Source organism: Mycobacterium senriense (genome assembly GCF_019668465.1).
GTDB classification, from domain to species: domain Bacteria; phylum Actinomycetota; class Actinomycetes; order Mycobacteriales; family Mycobacteriaceae; genus Mycobacterium; species Mycobacterium senriense.
Map to the genome: position 1 here is coordinate 1,509,773 of NZ_AP024828.1, position 18,106 is coordinate 1,527,878.

Below are 18,106 nucleotides of genomic sequence, written 5' to 3' on the forward strand. Positions count from 1 at the left end.
AACTTACGAACAGGCAGCCTGTTTGTAAGTGTATCTCTGAAGTAGGAGTTTGCTATGTCGACGATCGACATTAGTGCCGGAACCATCCATTACGAAGCAACCGGACCCGAGGACGGCAGGCCGGTGGTCTTCGTGCACGGATACATGATGGGTGGGCAGTTGTGGCGCCAGGTCAGCGAGCGCCTGGCCGCCCGCGGTTTGCGCTGCATCGCGCCGACCTGGCCGTTGGGCGCGCATCCGGAGCCGCTGCGCCGCGGCGCCGACCAGACCATCACCGGTGTTGCCGGCATGGTCGCCGAGGTGCTCGCAGCGCTTGACCTGCGGGACGTGGTGCTGGTCGGCAACGACACCGGCGGTGTCGTCACCCAGCTGGTGGCGGTGCATCATCGCGAGCGCCTGGGTGCGCTGGTGCTCACGAGTTGCGATGCGTTCGAACACTTTCCGCCGCCGATCCTGCGGCCACTGCTCCTGGCGGCAAAATCGAAGACGTTGTTCCGCACCGCGATTCAGGCGGTGCGCGCGCCGGTCGTGCGCGCCCGCGCATTCAACGACCTGGCGCACAGCAACATCGATGACCTCACCAAGGTCTGGGTACGCCCGGCGCTGTCGCTGCCGGCGGTCGCCGAAGACCTGCGGCAGTTCACGCTTTCGATGCGCACCGAGGTGACGACGACGGTGGCGGCCAGGCTGTACGACTTCGACAAGCCGACGCTCATCGCGTGGTCTGCCGACGACGTGTTCTTCGAGCAGGAAGACGGGGCGCGGCTGGCCGCTACCATCCCCAACGCCCGTCTCGAAGTGATCGCGGGGGCCAGGACCTTTTCCATGGTCGATCAGCCCGACCGGCTCGCCGATTTGCTCTCGACGATCGCGGTGCGCGCCTGACCTGCGTGGTGCCGCCGCGGCGGAAACCTCCGCTCGCGGTAGCGTCTTGGCCATGTCAGAAGCGACGGCTCCCCTGTCCGGCAGGCGAATCCTGGTCACCGGCGGCGCCACCGGTATCGGCGCGGCCGCTGTTTCGGTCCTGACGACGGCGGGGGCCAGGGTCGCCGCGACCTATCACCAGACGCCGCCGCCGGACGGCCTCGCGGCCGACTGGTTGCAGTGCGACGTGCGCGAGGCCGAGGCCGTCACGGCGATGGTCGGCGAGGCCGCGCAGCGGCTCGGTGGACTCGACGTGCTGGTGAACGCCGCCGGGCTGTGGCAGGCGGGGATTCCCGGTTACATCGGCGCCGACGACATCTCATTTCTGTTGGACACCAACGTCAAGGCGACCATACTCACCAACCAGGCCGCCTACGCGGTGATGAAGGACCAAGCCCAGGGTGGTCGCATCATCAACTTCGGGTCATCCGAAGCCGTGATGGGCAGCCCGATCTCGGCCGTCTACGCCGCAACCAAGGGCGCGGTGCAGGCGTGGACGCGGTCGGCCGCCAAGGCCTGGGCCTCCGACAACATCACCGTCAACGCCCTGGCTCCCGCGGTGCATACTGCGGGCGCCGACCGGCTCCGCGATTTCCTAGGCCCGGACGCCGCGGCCCTGATCGACCAGCAGATGCAGATGATGATCCCGCTCGGCGGCACACTGGGCGACCCCGCCCGCGACGTCGGCCCGATGCTCGTTTTCCTGGCCGGCCCCGGCTCCGGCTTCATCACCGGTCAACTGCTGGCCGTGGACGGCGGCCTGATGATGGTGGGCGGTTAGGCAGCCGACGGGCGATGGATTCGATTGCCAACGGCGTTGCGTGGCATCAGCTTTGGTCGCGGTCTTTCGGTGCGGCGGACTGACCGCGGCGCCGCCGCCGGCCGGAGACGCCCATCGAACGCGATTGTGCGACTTCGAGGCGATATTCGCGGGCTCGATTCCTGAGCAGGATCAGCGACCTGTGCAACTCAAAGAGCATGGGTCCAATGATGGCCGTTGAATGCGAACGGAACGGCTGTACACGCGGTCCCCGATCGGGAATCCTGGGCGAAATGGGCATGAAAATTTCCACAACGCGAGGTGGTGGCGGGGCGTGCGCCCGCCGGCGCCGCCCGCCGCTGGGGTGCAGCGGCGCTGAGCCGTTAGTATAAGACGGACCGTCTCGTCTCGTAGTACGGGCGGAGTGAAGGTGAATTCGACCGATGGCTGACGACACGATTCAGGCGCTGCTGCGCAAGCGCCTGTCCGACCCCGGGGTCGCGGTGAAATACCGTGATCTGCAGTGGACTTGGCGTCAGTATCTGGCGGGCGCCGCGGCGCGCGCCGCCGCCCTGCTGGCGGCCGCCGACCCGCAGCGGCCGATGCACATCGGCGCCCTGCTGGGAAACACCCCCGAGATGGTCAGCCAGATGGCGGCGGCCGGCCTCGGCGGCTACGTCCTGTGCGGACTGAACACCACCCGGCGCGGTGAGGCGCTGGCCTCCGACGTGCGGCGCGCGGACTGCCAGTTCGTGGTCACCGACGCCGAACACCGGCCGCTGCTGGACGGGTTGGACCTCGGCGCCACGCAGATCCTCGACTCCTCGACACCGCAATGGAGCGAATTCATCGACGCCGCCGGTGAGCTCAAGCCACACCGCGAGGTCACCGCGATGGACGCCTTCATGATGATCTTCACCTCCGGGACGAGCGGAAATCCCAAGGCGGTGCAGGTATCACACCTCATGGCGACGTTCGCCGGCCTCAACCTTGTCCAGCGCTTCGGCCTCACCGCACAGGACACCTGCTACGTCTCGATGCCGCTGTTCCACTCCAATGCGGTCGTCGCCGGATGGGCGCCCGCGGTGTGCTCCGGCGCCGCCCTGGTGCCGGCGAAGTTCTCGGCGAGCAGTTTCCTCGACGATATCCGCCGCCACGGCGCCACCTACATGAACTACGTCGGCAAGCCGCTCGCCTACATCCTCGCCACCGCCGAACGCGACGACGACGCCGACAATCCCCTACGGGTGGCCTTCGGCAACGAGGCCAACGACAAGGACATCGACGAATTCGCCCGCCGCTTCGGTGTTCAGGTCGAGGACGGCTTCGGCTCCACCGAGAACGCCGTCATCGTGATCCGCGAAGAAGGCACCCCCAAGGGCTCGATCGGCAAGGGCATGGACGGGATCGCGATCTACAACAGCGACACCGTCACCGAATGTGCGGTCGCCCGGTTCGATGCCGACGGCGCACTGGTCAACGCCGACGAAGCGATCGGCGAGTTGGTCAACACGGCCGGTTCGGGTTTCTTTACCGGCTACTACAACGACCCGGACGCAAACGCCGAACGCATGCGCCACGGCATGTACTGGTCCGGGGACCTGGCGTACCGCGACGCCGACGGCTGGATCTACCTGGCCGGGCGCACGGCGGATTGGATGCGGGTGGACGGCGAGAACCTGGCCGCGGCGCCGATCGAACGGATTCTGCTGCGCCACAGCGCGATCAGCCGGATTGCGGTGTATGCCGTCGGGGACGGTCACGTCGGGGATCAGGTGATGGCCGCGATCGTCCTCAACGACGGCCACACCCTTACGCCCGCCGAATTCGAAGCGTTCCTGGACGCGCAGCCCGACCTGTCCCCCAAGGCCCGCCCACGCTTCGTCCGCATCGCTGCCGACCTACCCAGCACCGCAACGCATAAAGTGCTGAAGCGCCAGTTGATCGCTCAGGGAACGGACGTCGGGGCGCCAGAGGTGCTGTGGGAGCGCGAACCACGGGGCACGGCCTACGCGGTCAGTGGCGATCGCAAGGGCGGCGGAGCCGGGCGCAGCGGGTCGCTATCGGCTAGGCCGGGCTCCTCGGTTCCCGGCGCCGGATCTGCCCCTTCGACCGTCGCACCCGTTTGACCTGGTCTCGGGTTGTGCCGGCGGCGATCTCGTCGCGCAGTTGGGAGATGTTGGAGATCTCCGCGTACAGCCCGCGAATCGCGTAGTCCAGCACCGCAAACGAGTAGCGCTGCTCAGGATCCTCGGTGATGCCGAGTTCGACGGATCGCTGCCGCGACCACAGCGCCTCGTCCAGCCGGGCCCGGGTCGCTTCCAGATGCCGGTCCAACGTGTCGAGGACGTGTTCGGGGTCCTGGCCGCGGGCCAGCCAGGTTTTGAGGATGACGGGGTGTTTGATGACCACCTGATCCTGGCCCGGGAAGTGCTGGACCCAGCGGCGCAGCGCGTCGACGCCGGCATCGGTGGTCGCGTACAAGGTGATGGCACGCTTGCCGGATTGCGCACCGGTCTCGCTGACCATGCCCCGCTGCAGCAGACGGGTCAGTTCGCGCCGCACGTGACTGACCGACGGCGACCAATAGAAGTGGCCGACCGACAGTTCCGCGCGCATCTTGATCTCACCGGCGGTGAGTTGCTCGTCGTTGGCCGCCAGCACCCCCAGCACGAGGTAGGCGGTGACCGGCAGGCCGTTGGCGGTCCTGGGACTCACGAGCTGTCCGTCTTCGCGCCGGTGAAGTACGGCAACGTGACGCCGGGCCCGGCGGCGTGGAACTCCACCCGCACCCGCATGCCGACGTCCAGGTCATCCGGTGCTACGCCGACGACGTTGGTCAGCATCTGGTAACCCTCGTCCAGGGTGATGATGGCCGGCGCGTAGGGCGGCTCGAATTCCGCTGTGACCGGCCGGTATACGACCGTCCAGCTGTATACTTCGCCACGACCGCCGCCCAGCTGCCAGCTGAGCTCCTCCGAAAGGCATTGGCGACAATGCTCGGTCGGCGGGAAGTTCGCCGATCCGCAAGCCGCGCAACGCTGATAGCGCAGTTCGTGAGACCGGCATCCCGCCCAGAACGGCTCGCTGACGTGGCTGCTCGCGTGCGGGACGGGACCGGCCTGGGGCCGCAATGGATCGGAGGTCATCGTGGTTCGTCTCCCAGGATCAGCACCGTCGTGAACAGAGCCCCGGCTCCCCCGTTGCTGCACAACGCGACATGGGCGTCGGGGACCTGAAGATCGCCGGCCTGTCCGCGCAACTGTTGCACCGCGCGGATGGCGCGCTGCATCATCTGCGGATTGGCGCCGGCGTGGCTGAACGACATGGTTCCCCCGTCGGTGGTAATCGGATGGCTGCCATCGACGGCGGTGTGACCGTCGGCCACGAACGGGCCGCCCTCGCCGTCACCGCAGAAGCCGAAAGCCTCGAGCTGGCGAATGATTTCGAAGGAGAACGGGTCGTAGAGTTCCAGCACGTCGACGTCGTCGCGGCGCAGTCCGGCGTGGTTGAACGCGCAGTTGGCCGCGCGCCGGCCCACCACACCGTTGACGTGATCCCCGCGCCGCCCGGCAAGGTCGTACGCGGGTGGATGCTGGTAGGACGGGCCGTGGAAGTCCGCACCACTGCCCAGCACGTAGATGGGCTGGCCCGCGAGGTCGACGGCATCGATGTTGGCCACCACCAGCGCACATCCCCCCTCGGAGGTGGTCGCGCAGTCCAGCAGATGGAACGGGTCGGCGATGGGCCGGGACGCGGTGATGTCCTCCGGGGTGAACGGCCCCCGGTCGTAGTAGACGGCTTCGGGATTGCGTGAACCGTTGTTGCGGATTGTCGCCGCCACCATCGAAAGTTGTTCGCGCGTCGTGCCATAGACGTGCATGTGGCGCCGCGCGATGAGCGCGAACTCGGCGGTGGTGAACATTCCCCAGGGGGCGACGAATTCGTTCTCGGGTCGGGTCCACGGCGCGGTGGCCTCGTGGTCGCGGTACTCGCCGGCCTGGGCCGCGACCAGCACCACCACGTCGGCCATGCCGTGCTCGATGGCGGTGACCGCCTCGGTGATCATGCCGACCCCGAACGCCAGGCCCTGCCAGGCCGGCCCGATCCGCAGGTCGTAGATCAACGAAGTCGAATGTGGGCTCGCACTGATGCCGTCGACGTCGTCGAGGGTCAGGCCGGCGTCGTCGAGCGCGCCCAGGATTGCCTTGATCGCCAGGCCACGCGAGGTTTCGCCGTCCAGGCGGCGCCCCTGGCGGGTGTTGTGCACTCCGACGATCGCGGCGGTACGCTTGGCAACGCTCACTGACATTCCATTCCCGTTGCAGCCCTTTAGTTTTCGTCCGCGACGACACCCAGGTAGGTGCCGCGTACCTCGTATTGCCGCCCGTCGCGGCTGATAGTACCGATGGTCTTGCCGTGTGTATCGGCGTTGTCGGTGTCGGCCGCCGAATCCAACTCCAGGACATCGATGCGCACGTCCACCGGCCGCGCCGTCTGCGGGTCGGTGATCTCGACGACCATCGCGATGGCGTGTTCGCCATCGTCCCATTCGACGCTGGTGATGCGGTGCCGCGCGGTCAGCTCCATCACCACCGAGTCCTGGCGCACCAGGAAGCGCACCGGTGCACACAGCTCGCCGGCGCGGGGCGGCACGCACAGGCTGACTGCCATGTCACAGGCCCGCCGGCCGAGCGCTGACGGCTCCCGACTCCCGCAGGGCGGCCAGCTCGTCCCGGCTGTGCCCCAGAACGTCGGTCAGCACCTCATCGGTGTGCTGGCCGTACAGCGGCGGCACCCGCCGGATCCAGCGCCGCGGCTTGCCGAGGAACGCGAAAGGCATTCCGGTGCAAAGGAACGATCCCGCAACGGGGTGGTCGACCGTCTCCCAGAAGCCGCGGGCCCGCAGCTGCGGATCGGTCAGCAACGCGGAGGCCGGGGTGACGCGCGCCGCGGCCACACCGGCGTTGCGCAGCGCCTCGACGGCGTCGGTCACCGATTGCCCCGCGGCCCAGGCGGCGATGAGTTTGTCGATGTCGTCGGCACGCTCGGCCCAGCCGGATTTCTCCAGCCCGGGCTGGCCGAGGAGGCCGGCCAGCGACGAGCGGGCGGCCGCGTCCATCGCGGCCAGCGCTACCCACTCCTCGTCACCGCGGCAGCGGTAGACGCCCTGGGGATAGCCGCCCTGGCCGCGGTTGCCATTGCGGCGCATAGCGATCCCGTTGCGGGAATACTCGACCAGCATCTCGGCCGCCACGTTCAGCGCGGCCTCGACCATGATGGACTCCACCTGCATTCCGGTGCCTCGGCGGTCACGGATTACCAGCGCCGCCACGGCGGCGAAGGCGGCGTGCAGGCCGGCGATCGGGTCGCACACTCCGCGCGGGATCACCGGTGGGCCGTCGGCGTGTCCGGTCATCCACGCCATGCCGGTGGCCTGTTCCATCGTCTGCGCGAAGCCGACCCGATCGCGCCACGGGCCGTCGAGGCCGAACGCGGGCATCCGGACCATGATCGCTCGCGGGTTGGCTACACGCACCGCGTCGAACTCCAGGCCGAAGTTCGCCATCACCCGGGGTGAGAAGTTCTCGACGACGAGATCGCTCGCGGCGATGAGTTCGAGGGCGAGCTTTCGTCCGGCGTCGGTACCGAGTTCGATGCTGACTCCGCGCTTGTTGTTGTTGCTGCACAAGAACACCGGGCCCCATTCCCACCATTGGTCCCAGTCCGGTGGGCGGCCGGCGGAGAACCGCATGCCGTCGGGGCGGCGCACACCCTCGATCTTGATCACGTCGGCGCCCAGGGCGCCCAGCAGTTGGGTGGCCACCGGCCCGGCCCAGAACGCGGTGAAGTCGGTGACCCGGACGTCCGACAACGGCAGTGCGCCGGCATCATCGCCGCGCGGCGACTCGGGGCGCGCCGGCCACCGCACGCGCCCGGTATCGGCGCCGAGTTGCGGCGGTTCTGCGGGCGGCCCGGTCGTTATCGCATCGCTGCGATACGGCACCCGCGGGGCCAGCACCCCACCTGGCGATTCGGTGAAGACGCCGCGCTCCACGAAGTGGTCGATCTTGGGCAGCATCTCGGGAGTCGCGATGGGGGCGACGGGAATCCGGAATGCCACCGCGAGATCGACGATCTCCTGGGTGGTTCGGCTCGCGGTCCATTCGGTGACCATGCCCAGGAACTCGTCGCGGCGCTCGGCGCGGCCGGCGAACGAGGCCAGTTCGGCGTCGTCGACCAGATCGGCGCGCTCGATCATCGCCAGGAAGTCCTGGAACTGCTGCGCCGTGATGGTGCAGAAGCCCACCATGCCGTCGGCCGTCGGAACGATCGAGGGCAGCTCCAGGCTGCGTTCGTGCAGCAGCGAATCGGCGCCCAGCACACTGGCCGACATGGCGGACAGCCCGCCCATCGCGATCGCCATGGCCTCGTAGATGGAGACATCGATGACCTCGCCGCGCCCGCTGCGGACGGCATGCCGCGTTGTCGCGGCGGCGACCGCCGCCGCGAAGGTGCCCGCCAGCCACTCGCCGAGCCGGCCGCCGACTTGGACCGGCTCGTCGTCCGGCCAGCCGCGACCGGCGATCGATCCGCACAACGCCTGCAGGATGAATTCGTTCGCGGCGACCTGGTTTTCGACGTAAGGGCCGGTGGTGCCGAACGGCGTGATGGCCACGATCACGGCCGACGCGGCGGTGTGGGCGGTGATGGCGTCCAGTGTCCATCCGTCGGTGAGGTCGGTGAGCACGAGGTCGGCGCCGGCCAGCAGCGACGGGATCTCGGCCTGGCCGTGGTTGACGACCGACCTCTTGCCCGCGGCCAGGTAGCCGAACAGCGCACCGGGCGGTCCACCCGCCGACCAGCCTCTCAGCGAATCACCCTGCGGTGATTCGACTTTCACCACGTCGGCGCCGGCATCGGCGAACATCTTGCCGCAGTAGGACACCGCCAGGCCGTTGCACAATTCCAGCACGCGCCAGTCCGCGAACGGCGCCTCGGCTGCCACGCTCAGTTGCCCAGGGTGGTGGCGCGCCCGGCGATGCCGGACACCTCAACCGTCGCAGGCGCCTGCGCCGAGGCCTGCGCCTGCAGGGCAAACTGTGTCATCCGCGTCCACGCGTCCCGGTCACGCTGGCTGGCGTGGCGTCCGACATGGGTGACCACGTCGACGTCGGTGGCCTGTGCACGCAGGTAGCCGGCCCGCGCCTGCTCCTTCGGGATGTACTCGAACGGGTCGAATGAGTATGCGGCCATGGCATTTTGGTGGGTGATCTTGTCGATGACCGCGTCGTCGAGGTGGCCCATGGTGGCAATGATGTCTTCGGGCGCGAAGGGCCAGTTGCTGTCGGAGTGTGGGAAGTCGGACTCCCAGCACAGCATGTCTTCGTTGAACCAGTTCATGTTCTGCACACCGACTTTGTCGCTGATGAAGCAGGTGTAGAAGTGCCGTTTGAAGACGTCGGTCGGCCCGTCGTATCCCGGCGGGAAGGACGCCAGCGTCCAACCCGAGTGTCGGTTGTAGACGTGCTCGGCCCGCCAGAGGAAGTACGGGATCCAGCCGACGTCGCCCTCGGTCAGCGAGAACTTCAGCTGTGGGAAATCCGCCCAGAACTGCGCCCAGATCAGCTCGGTGAACGTGAACATGCTCATCATCGACGAGGCGGTCATCTGCACGCTGGGCGGGGCGTCGGTCGACACCTGCGGCGAGCGTGACGCGGAGCCCACGTGGGTGCACAGCACCGTATTGCTTTCACACACGGCCTCGAACAGCGGGTACCAGTACTTGGTGTGAATGCTGGGCATTTGCAACGCCTCTGGGTTCTCCGAGAACGTGACGGCGTGACAACCCTTGTCGGCGAGTCGTTTGACTTCCTTGGCGGCCTCGGCCACGTCGAACAGCGGCAGGATGCCGCACGGGATGAACCGGCCCGGGTACGCCCCGCACCATTCGTCAACGTGCCAGTCGTTGTAGGCCTTGATCATCACCAGGTTCGTGTCGCGGTCGGGGCCCTGGTTGAGGATTTGGCCGGAGAAGCCAGTGAAGTTCGGGAAGTTCAAACCCGCCAGCTGGCCGCCGGCGTTCATGTCCCGCACCCGCTCGTCGACGTTGAAGCAGCCCGGCCGCATCTCGTCGTAGCGTGAGGCGTCGATGTTGTACATCTCGCGCGGCTTTCCCGCGACGGCGTTCAGTCCCATGTTGCGTCCGCGGATCTCGCCGTAATACCACTGCTGGATGCCGTCGGGTTCGAGGACCACCCGCGGGGCGCGGTCCTTGTAGGCGGCGGGAACGTGCGCGTCGAACATGTCGGCCGGCTCGGCGATGTGATCGTCCACGCTGATCAGGATCAGATCGTCCTTGTTCATGCCGCGCTCCTCGGTCTATCGATAGCGACTAGTAGATAATGGCGTGTGTCACAGTGTCAACCGCCGCCGCCGGGTGCGGGACACGGCATTACCGGGCTTAATCCGCCATATAGCAACGGCGCAGCTACGAGCCGGTAAGCGGGGTAGACCATTCCATCCGGCGCGTAAAAACGGACTATTAGTCCGATGTCTGCCACCACCCACAGGCACACAGCGTGGGATGGCGCGATGCCAATCGGCTTCCCGTGCCACCATGGGGCATGACCGGGCCCGGAAGGTAACGGAAGTTGAGCACCAATAAAGCTGCGCGTCCGACCACCGCCGACGTGGCCCGACTGGCCAGCGTGTCCACCGCCACGGTCAGTTATGTACTCAACAACGCGCGGGGCCGCCGCATCTCCCCCGAGACGCGCGACGCGGTGTACCGCGCGGCCAAACTGCTGGGCTACCGGCCTAACCTGGCCGCCCGCAACCTCGCGCGCGGTAAAAGCGGGGTGGTGCTCTACGTGGTGCCGCACGTGGCCGTCGGCGAGATGCCGATGCAGGCCGGCAGCCGGATGACGACCGCGCTGGCCTGCGAGGGTTTTCTTCAGGTGCAGATCTTCGAGACCGACGACGCCCAGCACGTGGTCGACGCGATCGAGAATCTGGATCCCGTCGCGGTCACCAGCCTGTTCCCGCTGAGTGCGGCCGCGCGGCAGGCGGTGGCGACCGCGGGCATCCCCCACATCGAGATCGGCACACTGCCCGCGCTGAAAGCCCCGCATCTGTCTGTCGGCGAGATGCGGGTCGACCACCTGATCGAGCGGGGCCATCGCCGGATCGCGTTCGCCTACACCGGGATTGCCCGATGGCGCCCGCTGGGCGACTACTGGTTCGAGGGTGTTTCGCGGGCGGCGCAGTTGCGCGGCCTTCCCGATGTGCGCGTCGACGAAGTCACCCTGGACAACGCCGCCGACGTGGTCGCCGGCTGGGTGGGCAACGGGGTGACCGCGGTGTGCGCGCAAAGCGACGACATCGCCTGCCTCGTGCTGTACGGCATTCATCAAGCGCGGCTGCGCTGTCCGGGCGACCTGGCGGTGATGGGCGTCGACGCCACCCCGATGGGCATGGTGAGCACGCCGCCGTTGACCACCGTGCAATTCGATCCCTGCGCGGTCGCCGACGCTGCGCTTGCCGCGGTCTTCGAGCGGCTGGGGCACCCCGCGCCACCGTCTCCCGAGCTGACCGACATCGCCCACTTGGTGGTGCGGTCGTCGACCTAGGTCAGGCGGGCTCGTAACGCAGCAGCGTGACCTCGTGTTCGGGGTAGTCGCAGAACACCGGCTTGACCCGCATCCCGACCTTTAGGCGGGCCGGGTCGACGTTGACCATCTCGGTGGAAAACCTTGGGCCCTCTTCCCATTCGACGATGGCGAGCAGCTGAGGTACGGCATCGGCGAAATGCGGACTGACGGGCCGGTGCGCGACCGTGTAGGAGTACAGGGTCCCCATGCCGGAGATTTCGCGCCATTCTAGGTCGTCGGCCAGGGTGCGCGGCGCTCGCACCCGCGGGTAGAACACGTAGGACTGCAGCGACGGCGAATACTGGATGACGATGCGATGCTGCGCCAGCGAATCCCAAAATGGCGCGCTGGTAGGAGTTTTGACGGGCATCGGTCGTTCGAACTTCATCGGTCAGTCCCCTTGCAGAATCAGGGTGGTCTGCTCGGACAGGATGCCGCCGTTGCCGGACACGAAGGCACGGTTGCAGTCGGTAATCTGCGCGGCGCCCGCGCGGCCCATGATCTGGCGGGTGGCGTCGCAGACGTGGTGCATTCCGCCGGCCAAACCCGCTTGGCCGAAGCCCAATTGGCCGCCGGCCGTGTTCAGCGGGAAGTCGCCGCGGAAGGTCAGGTCATGGTTCGCGACGAATTCCATGCCCGTGCCCTTCTCGCAGAAACCGGCGTCCTCCAGCGAGAGCAGCACCGTGATGGTGTAGCAGTCATAGATCGAGACCATGTCCATCTGGTCACGAGTCAGATCGGTCATCGCGAACGCGGTGTCGGCCGCGGCGGCGATGGGGGTGTTGAGCAGATCCTCGGCATACGTCGGGGTCTTGAACGGCACGTGCTCGCCGAATCCCTTGATCCACACCGGACGATTGCGCGACCGCTTGGCGACGTCCGCGCTGGCGACGACGATCGCCGCGCCGCCGACGCAGGGCATGACGATCTCCAGCATGTGCAGCGGGTCGGCGATCACCGGGCTGGCCAGAACGTCGTCGATGGTGAGCGGCTTGTCTTTCCAGATCGCGCCGTCGGTGTGATTGGCGTTGACCCGGGTGTCGACGACGAGCTTGGCCATGGCCCGCTCGTCGTAGCCATAGACCGCCGCGTAGCGCTGGGCCACCTGGCCGTAGGGGCCGTTCTGGCCGAGGTTGCCGTAGGGAATTTCGAATTCGGCTTGCGGCGAGCCGTATTGGTTGCTCGACGAACCGAAGTACAACGCGTCGCCCAGCGATCTGGGCTTCTTCGGCGACATCGGGGTGATGTAGCGGGCGGGCAGCGCGCACAGCACCGCGTCGCAGATGCCGAGTTCGACGGCGGCGGCGGCCCGCCACACCATGGCGGCGGCGCTGGCCCCGCCGAGGTCGACGTGCTCGGCGAATCGTGCTCCCACGCCCAGGTATTCGGCGATCGTGGAGGGGACGAAGATCTCCGACTCGGCCAGGTGTGACGCGACGATCCCGTTGACGACCTCGAAGGGCAGACCCGCATCGTCCAGCGCGGCGGCGCCGAGTTCCGCCCATTGTTCGATGGCGAACGGCGCGGGCGACGCCTTGGTCATGCGTTCCGGCGGCAGTTCGACGTATCCGACGATCGCGGCCTCTCCGCGTAAACCCATGCTGTGTCCTTATTTCCGGGGCAGGCCGAGAATCATCTGCGCGATGATGTTGAGCTGGATCTCCCTCGTCCCCCCGCCGATCAGCTCGGCCGGTAGATGCAGATAGGGTTCCACGACCCCTGCGTCGGGATCGTCGACCATCGCGACCCGCCCGGTCAACTGCAGTGTGGCCTGGAAGGTCCGGCGCAGCAACACATTCATCGCGACCTTCGCGATGCTGGACGCCGGACCCGACGCCTGCCCGTCGAGCAGCCGGATGGTCTCCCGCACCCCGAGCGCCTTGATCGCGTTGGTGTAGGCGTCCAGCTCGCCGAGCTCACGCACGGCGTCGTCACGGTCGGGCCCGGGTCGAGCTGCGAGCCGGCGCAACGCGATAGCCCGGTCGAACTTGACGTATCCGCTGATGGCTGAACGCTCTTCGGCCATCGTCGCGATCGCGAGGTTCCATCCGTCGGTCGGGCCGCCCAGCAGCATCTCGTCGGGAACGAAGACGTCGTTGAGGAACACCTCATTGAAGTGCGCCTGCCCGGTCGCCGTCTTGATCGGCTGGATTTCGATGCCAGGCGATCGCATGTCGAGGATGAAGTACCCGATGCCGCGGTGCTTGCCGGCTTCGGGGTCGGTGCGGGCCAGCAGTGCACCCAGGTCGGCATACTGCGCCAACGACGTCCAGATTTTGTGGCCGTTGACCCGCCAACCGCCGTCGACCTTGGTCGCCCGGGTGGCCAGCGACGCGAGGTCGGAGCCGGCGCCCGGCTCGCTGAACAGCTGGCACCAATGAATCTCGCCGCGTTGGGTCGGCGGAATCAATTTCTCCTGCAGGTCTTTTGGTGCGGCGGCCATCACCGAGGGCAGGATCCACTCGGCGATGTTCAGCGACGGCCGAACCAGCCCGGGCCGCTTGGCGAACTCCTCGTCGATGATGAGCTGTTTCAATGGATCCGCCCCGACGCCCCAGGGTGCCGGCCAGTGCGGCGCCATCAGACCGGCGTCGGCGATCAACGTGCGTTGCGGCCCGGAGGCCTGGTCCGCGTAGTCGCCGTGCGGTGCGGGTTTGTCGTTGCGCAATTGCATTGCCGCATCCAGGGTCTCGGCGACCCAGGAACGGAATTCCGATTCCGCGTCGCCGAGATTGACCGACATGTCGCGCGTCTGCGTGCACGCGAGCTCGCCCAGCCGCCGCGCCCAGCGATTCGCCGGACCTATCGATCCCGCCAGGCTGATGGCCCGCCGCCAGTACAGGTGTACGTCATGTTCCCAGGTGAAACCGATCGCCCCGAGCATCGTCAGGGCGTCGAGCACCAGATCAGGGATCGGCGAGACCGCGATCGTCGCCGCCCCGGCGGCCGCGAGGCGGTGCTGGTCGAGCGATTCGTCGACGGCGCGGACCGCGTCCCAGGCCGCCGCGGTGGCCAGTTCGCTGTTGACCAACAGCATGGCGGCGTTGTGTTGCAATGCCTGAAAGGTTCCGATCACCTTGCCGAATTGTTCTCGGATGCGTAGATGCGCGGTGACTGCCTCGACGCACCACTGCGCGACGCCGGCCAGCGTGCTGGCCACCAGACCCACGGCGACGCACCCCGCGCGGTCGGGGTCGATGCCGCGCAGGACCTCCGACTCGGTCGCGCGGTAGTCGTCGAGTCGTAGGATCCCGGCATCGGCGACGAGGTCGGTGCCGGTTATGGGTTCGACTGTGGCCGCGGGGTTTTCGGGTTTCACCAGCAGCCAGACGACGTCGCCGTCTTCGCTGTGGGCGCCGAGCAGGATCGTGCGCGCCGCACACACTCCCTGCGTGACCTGCGAGGCGCCGGTGACCAGCCACCGCCCGCCGTCGAAGCGCGCAGAAAGGTTGTCGTCGGGAAGCACGGTCGCCGCGGTGGCGCCGGACGCCAGGTCACGCAGGAATGATTCTGCGGGCAGCGTCGGTTCAGCGAGGAGTGCGACGGCTCCGGCGGTCACTGTCGGCAGCAGCGGTCCGGGCAGCAGCGACTTGCCCGCCGATTCCAGCACGCAGGCGGCGTCGATCGGCCCTCCGCCCTGGCCACCGAGGTCCTCGGGCAGATGTACGGCGTGGAAACCGTTGGCGACCAGCGCATCCCACCACGCGGGTACGCGTCCGGCCGCGAGGTCGTCGAAGCTCTCACGCGTCGTGGCAATGGGAGCATTGCGGGCGGCGAACTGCGCTACGGCGTCGCTGAGCTCCTGCTGCTCCGGACTCAGTCCCAGGGTCACGAGGACGGCCGAGAGATAACTGGCGTGGGCCGCACGGACTGCTATCCTTTCGCCTCTGATGGCGGCGACCCGCTGCGCCCGGCCGTTGCCGCGCTTGCGATCGCCGCGTACAAGACGGACCGTCTCGTCTTGTGGAAGACTACCGGCGCGAGTCAGGATATGTAAAGCGCGCCCGATCCCCGGCGAGCGGCTTCCGATCTGAGTTCGCAGAAGCGAGGACCACCAGATGCCAACCGATCCGAGCGGGGTGAACGCGCCGGCGGGCTCGCCGAGGAGACGCAGCGAGAGGTCCCGCACGGCGATCGTCACCGCGACGCGCGAACTGCTGCTCGAGCGCGGGTTCGACGGGCTGACCATCGAGGCCGTCGCCGCGCGCGCCGGCGTGGGCAAGCAGACCATCTATCGCTGGTGGCCCACCCGCCCCGCGCTGGTAGCCGACGTCATGCTCGAAGACGCCGACAAGCTGCTCTCGTCGGTCAACCACGGCGACAACCTCAGCACCGACCTGGTCGGCTGGGTGGGCAAGCTGTTCGCCAGGCTGACAACGCCGCGGGGTTCGGCCATGCTGCGAATCCTGACCGTCGCCTGCATGGAACACGAGGACACCGCCGTCAAGCTGCGCGCCGGTTTCAGTGCGCCCCTGCATGACAGGGTGCGGGCCCGGCTGCTGGCCGACGGCATCGACGAGGCCACCGCCGAGTCGGCTGCGGACGCGATCGTCGGCGGGGTGGTGTACCCGATCCTGTCGGGCGCACAGGCCTACTCGCGTCGGCGGGCCGAACGGACCACCCGGCTCATCGTGGCAGCGCTCACCGGAAGCTGAGCGGTTCAGCCGATCGAAGGGCTGCGTTGACGTCGGTCGCGTCGAACGCCGCTGCGGCGCTTGGTGTCTGCGAGCGGTAGGCTCGCCGAGAGGCGACGGGAGCGGCGATGGACGATTGCCTGAAGCTCACCACCTATTTGGCCGAGCGTAGGCGGACCGGGGACAGCTTCGTCTCCGATGTCCTGCTCGGCTTGTACGCACAGCACCGCATCGCGTGTGGCGTCCTGCTGCGCGGCATCGGCGGGTTCGGCACCGGTCATTATCTGCGTACCGACGAGTCCCTGACGTTGTCCGAGGACCCGCCGGTGGCGATCATCGCGGTCGACACGCGAGCGAAGATCGAGGCCCTGCTCGACCCGGTGCTGTCCGTCAAGCAGCGTGGTCTGGTCACCCTGGAGCGCGCCCGGCTGCTCCACGAGCACATCGGGACGCCACAGCTGCCCGAAGATCTGCGCGACGCCGTCAAGCTGACGATCTACGTCGGCCGCAAGCAACGCGTCAACGGCTCACCCGCCTACATCGCGCTCTGCGATCTGATGCACCGGCGTGGCCTCGCCGGCGCCACGGTGCTGCTCGGGGTGGACGGCGTCGCACACGGAGAACGCCAGCGCGCCAACTTCTTTGGGCGCAATGCCGACGTCCCGATGGTGATCGTCGTCGTCGGATCCGGTGAGCGGATCAGTCGCGTGCTCCCGGAACTCGGCGAGCTGGTGCGCAGGCCCCTGTTCACCCTCGAGCGGGTTCGGGTGTGCAAGCGCGACGGCCAGTTCTTGGAGCGGCCGCACGCCCTGCCCGGCGTCGACGAGCGCGGCTTGCCGCTGTTCCAGCAGCTGACGATCTACACCTCCGAGTCGGCCCACCACGGCGGTGTGCCGATCCACCGCGCAATCGCCCAGCGGCTGCGCCAGGCCAAGTCCGCGGACGGCGCGACCGTGCTGCGCGGCGTCTGGGGTTTTCACGGCGACCACCCGCCCCACGGTGACGGCTTGTTCTCGCTGACCCGTCGGGTGCCCGTCGTCACCATCGTGATCGACACCCCGGCCAACATCGCCCAATCCTTCGCCATCATCGACGAATTGACCCAAGACGAGGGCCTGGTGACCAGCGAGATGGTGCCCGCTCTGGTGTCCGACGAAGGCGACGGCGACACCGGGCCACCGCGCATGGCCCAGCACCGCTACTAGCTCAGCCGGCGACGGAGGCGTCGTAGATCGACTGGATCGCCTTGTCCAGGGTGGCGTTGAACTGCTCGTCGGACTGGTCGGCGGTCAGCCCCTCGGTCAGCGCCCGGCTGAAGCTGGCGATCAACCCGGTGTTCTTGGCCAGCAGGTCGTTGGCCTCCTCGCGGGAGTAGCCGCCGGAAAGAGCGACCACCCGCATCACCTTCGGGTGCTCGATCAGGGGGCGGTAGAAGTTGACCTCGGAGGGCAGGCTCAGCTTGAGCATGACGCGCTCGCCCTCGGGGACGGCGTCGAGCTGCTTGGTGATCTCGTCGCGCAGGATGCCCTCGGCCTCGGCCTTGTCCGAAATCGAGATGGTGACCTCGGGCTCGATGATGGGCACCAGACCGTGCGAGAGGACCTGGTGACCCAGCTCGAACTGCTGCGCGACGACGGCGGCGATGCCCTTGGGGTTGGCGCCGCCGATCACCGATCGCTCCTTGGTGCCGAAGACACCCAGATTTGCGGCGCGGTCCAGCAGCTCGTCGAGGCCGGGGATGGGCTTCATCAGCTGGACGTCGTCGGACGTGTCGGCCAGGCCCTTGTCGATCTTGAGGAAGGGCACCACACCCTTGGTCTCCCACAGGTAGGTGGTCGACGGCTTGCCCGCGATCTCGCGGTCCATGGTCTGCTCGAACAGGATCGCCGCCAGCACGCGGTCACCGGTGAAGGCCGGGGACGTGATGATCCGCGAGCGCATCTGGTGAATTAGGTCGAACATCTCCTTCTCGGAGGAGTACGCGTTGTCCTCGATGCCGTACAGGCGCAGCGCCTTGGGCGTCGAACCGCCGCTCTGGTCGAGGGCCGCGATGAATCCCTTGCCCGACGTCATCCGTTCCGCTTGCTGCTGGTTCGACATTGAACTCTCCCGGTTTCTCATGGCCCTCACGGACA

The 18,106-nt window shown here is 67.6% G+C and carries 16 protein-coding genes; 6 read left to right on the forward strand and 10 right to left on the reverse strand.

Annotated elements, in window-relative coordinates; all coding sequences use genetic code 11:
* Nucleotides 1-54: 54 nt before the first annotated feature.
* The 3 genes from MTY59_RS07205 (at nucleotide 55) to fadD1 (ending at nucleotide 3,813) form a co-directional block, all read left to right on the forward strand.
* Entirely contained in the window at nucleotides 55-885 is an 831-nt protein-coding gene (locus MTY59_RS07205) for an alpha/beta fold hydrolase (RefSeq protein WP_221045063.1), read from the forward strand.
* 52 nt (nucleotides 886-937) lie between these two features.
* Nucleotides 938-1,705, forward strand: coding sequence for an SDR family NAD(P)-dependent oxidoreductase (locus tag MTY59_RS07210; protein WP_221045064.1), 768 nt, complete (start codon nucleotides 938-940; stop codon nucleotides 1,703-1,705).
* A gap of 422 nt (nucleotides 1,706-2,127) precedes the next feature.
* Nucleotides 2,128-3,813 (forward strand): fatty-acid--CoA ligase FadD1, encoded by a 1,686-nt coding sequence (gene fadD1 / locus MTY59_RS07215; protein WP_221045065.1) that lies wholly within the window; start codon nucleotides 2,128-2,130, stop codon nucleotides 3,811-3,813.
* Here the strand turns inward: fadD1 and MTY59_RS07220 are convergent.
* The 6 genes from MTY59_RS07220 to MTY59_RS07245 are packed head-to-tail and all read right to left on the reverse strand — an operon-like array spanning nucleotide 3,752 to nucleotide 10,051.
* On the reverse strand, nucleotides 3,752-4,402 hold the full coding sequence (locus tag MTY59_RS07220) for a MarR family transcriptional regulator (protein WP_221045066.1): 651 nt from the start codon (nucleotides 4,400-4,402) through the stop codon (nucleotides 3,752-3,754). The genes fadD1 and MTY59_RS07220 overlap by 62 nt on opposite strands.
* Nucleotides 4,399-4,833, reverse strand: a complete 435-nt coding sequence (locus tag MTY59_RS07225; RefSeq protein ID WP_221045067.1) for a Zn-ribbon domain-containing OB-fold protein — start codon at nucleotides 4,831-4,833, stop codon at nucleotides 4,399-4,401. The genes MTY59_RS07220 and MTY59_RS07225 overlap by 4 nt, the downstream gene beginning before the upstream one ends.
* Nucleotides 4,830-5,996: a thiolase family protein gene (locus MTY59_RS07230; protein ID WP_221045068.1), complete on the reverse strand. Its 1,167-nt coding sequence runs from the start codon at nucleotides 5,994-5,996 to the stop codon at nucleotides 4,830-4,832. Before MTY59_RS07230 ends, MTY59_RS07225 begins: the two co-directional genes overlap by 4 nt.
* Nucleotides 5,997-6,016: 20 nt before the next feature.
* Nucleotides 6,017-6,358: a hypothetical protein gene (locus tag MTY59_RS07235; protein ID WP_221045069.1), complete on the reverse strand. Its 342-nt coding sequence runs from the start codon at nucleotides 6,356-6,358 to the stop codon at nucleotides 6,017-6,019.
* A gap of 1 nt (nucleotide 6,359) precedes the next feature.
* Complete coding sequence (locus tag MTY59_RS07240; protein WP_221045070.1) at nucleotides 6,360-8,693, reverse strand: CaiB/BaiF CoA-transferase family protein; 2,334 nt, start codon at nucleotides 8,691-8,693, stop codon at nucleotides 6,360-6,362.
* A 2-nt stretch (nucleotides 8,694-8,695) separates the two neighbouring features.
* Nucleotides 8,696-10,051: an amidohydrolase family protein gene (locus tag MTY59_RS07245; RefSeq protein WP_221045071.1), complete on the reverse strand. Its 1,356-nt coding sequence runs from the start codon at nucleotides 10,049-10,051 to the stop codon at nucleotides 8,696-8,698.
* Between the two features lie 287 nt (nucleotides 10,052-10,338).
* Between MTY59_RS07245 and MTY59_RS07250 the strand changes: the two genes are divergently transcribed.
* Complete coding sequence (locus tag MTY59_RS07250; RefSeq protein ID WP_221045072.1) at nucleotides 10,339-11,316, forward strand: LacI family DNA-binding transcriptional regulator; 978 nt, start codon at nucleotides 10,339-10,341, stop codon at nucleotides 11,314-11,316.
* 1 nt (nucleotide 11,317) lies between these two features.
* Here the strand turns inward: MTY59_RS07250 and MTY59_RS07255 are convergent, their stop codons facing one another.
* The 3 genes from MTY59_RS07255 to MTY59_RS07265 are packed head-to-tail and all read right to left on the reverse strand — an operon-like array spanning nucleotide 11,318 to nucleotide 15,169.
* On the reverse strand, nucleotides 11,318-11,725 hold the full coding sequence (locus MTY59_RS07255; protein WP_221045073.1) for a Zn-ribbon domain-containing OB-fold protein: 408 nt from the start codon (nucleotides 11,723-11,725) through the stop codon (nucleotides 11,318-11,320).
* Nucleotides 11,726-11,728: 3 nt separating this feature from the next.
* The gene (locus MTY59_RS07260) at nucleotides 11,729-12,937 is read right to left on the reverse strand and encodes a thiolase family protein (protein WP_221045074.1); all 1,209 of its coding nucleotides are present in this window, start codon (nucleotides 12,935-12,937) and stop codon (nucleotides 11,729-11,731) included.
* A 9-nt stretch (nucleotides 12,938-12,946) separates the two neighbouring features.
* Nucleotides 12,947-15,169, reverse strand: coding sequence for an acyl-CoA dehydrogenase family protein (locus MTY59_RS07265; protein ID WP_221045075.1), 2,223 nt, complete (start codon nucleotides 15,167-15,169; stop codon nucleotides 12,947-12,949).
* A gap of 226 nt (nucleotides 15,170-15,395) precedes the next feature.
* Between MTY59_RS07265 and MTY59_RS07270 the strand changes: the two genes are divergently transcribed.
* Nucleotides 15,396-15,992: a TetR/AcrR family transcriptional regulator gene (locus tag MTY59_RS07270; protein WP_221045076.1), complete on the forward strand. Its 597-nt coding sequence runs from the start codon at nucleotides 15,396-15,398 to the stop codon at nucleotides 15,990-15,992.
* 107 nt (nucleotides 15,993-16,099) lie between these two features.
* Nucleotides 16,100-17,176, forward strand: coding sequence for a DUF190 domain-containing protein (locus tag MTY59_RS07275; RefSeq protein ID WP_221045077.1), 1,077 nt, complete (start codon nucleotides 16,100-16,102; stop codon nucleotides 17,174-17,176).
* Between the two features lies 1 nt (nucleotide 17,177).
* Here the strand turns inward: MTY59_RS07275 and MTY59_RS07280 are convergent, their stop codons facing one another.
* Entirely contained in the window at nucleotides 17,178-18,071 is an 894-nt protein-coding gene (locus MTY59_RS07280; RefSeq protein WP_221045078.1) for a fructose bisphosphate aldolase, read from the reverse strand.
* Nucleotides 18,072-18,106: the final 35 nt, after the last annotated feature.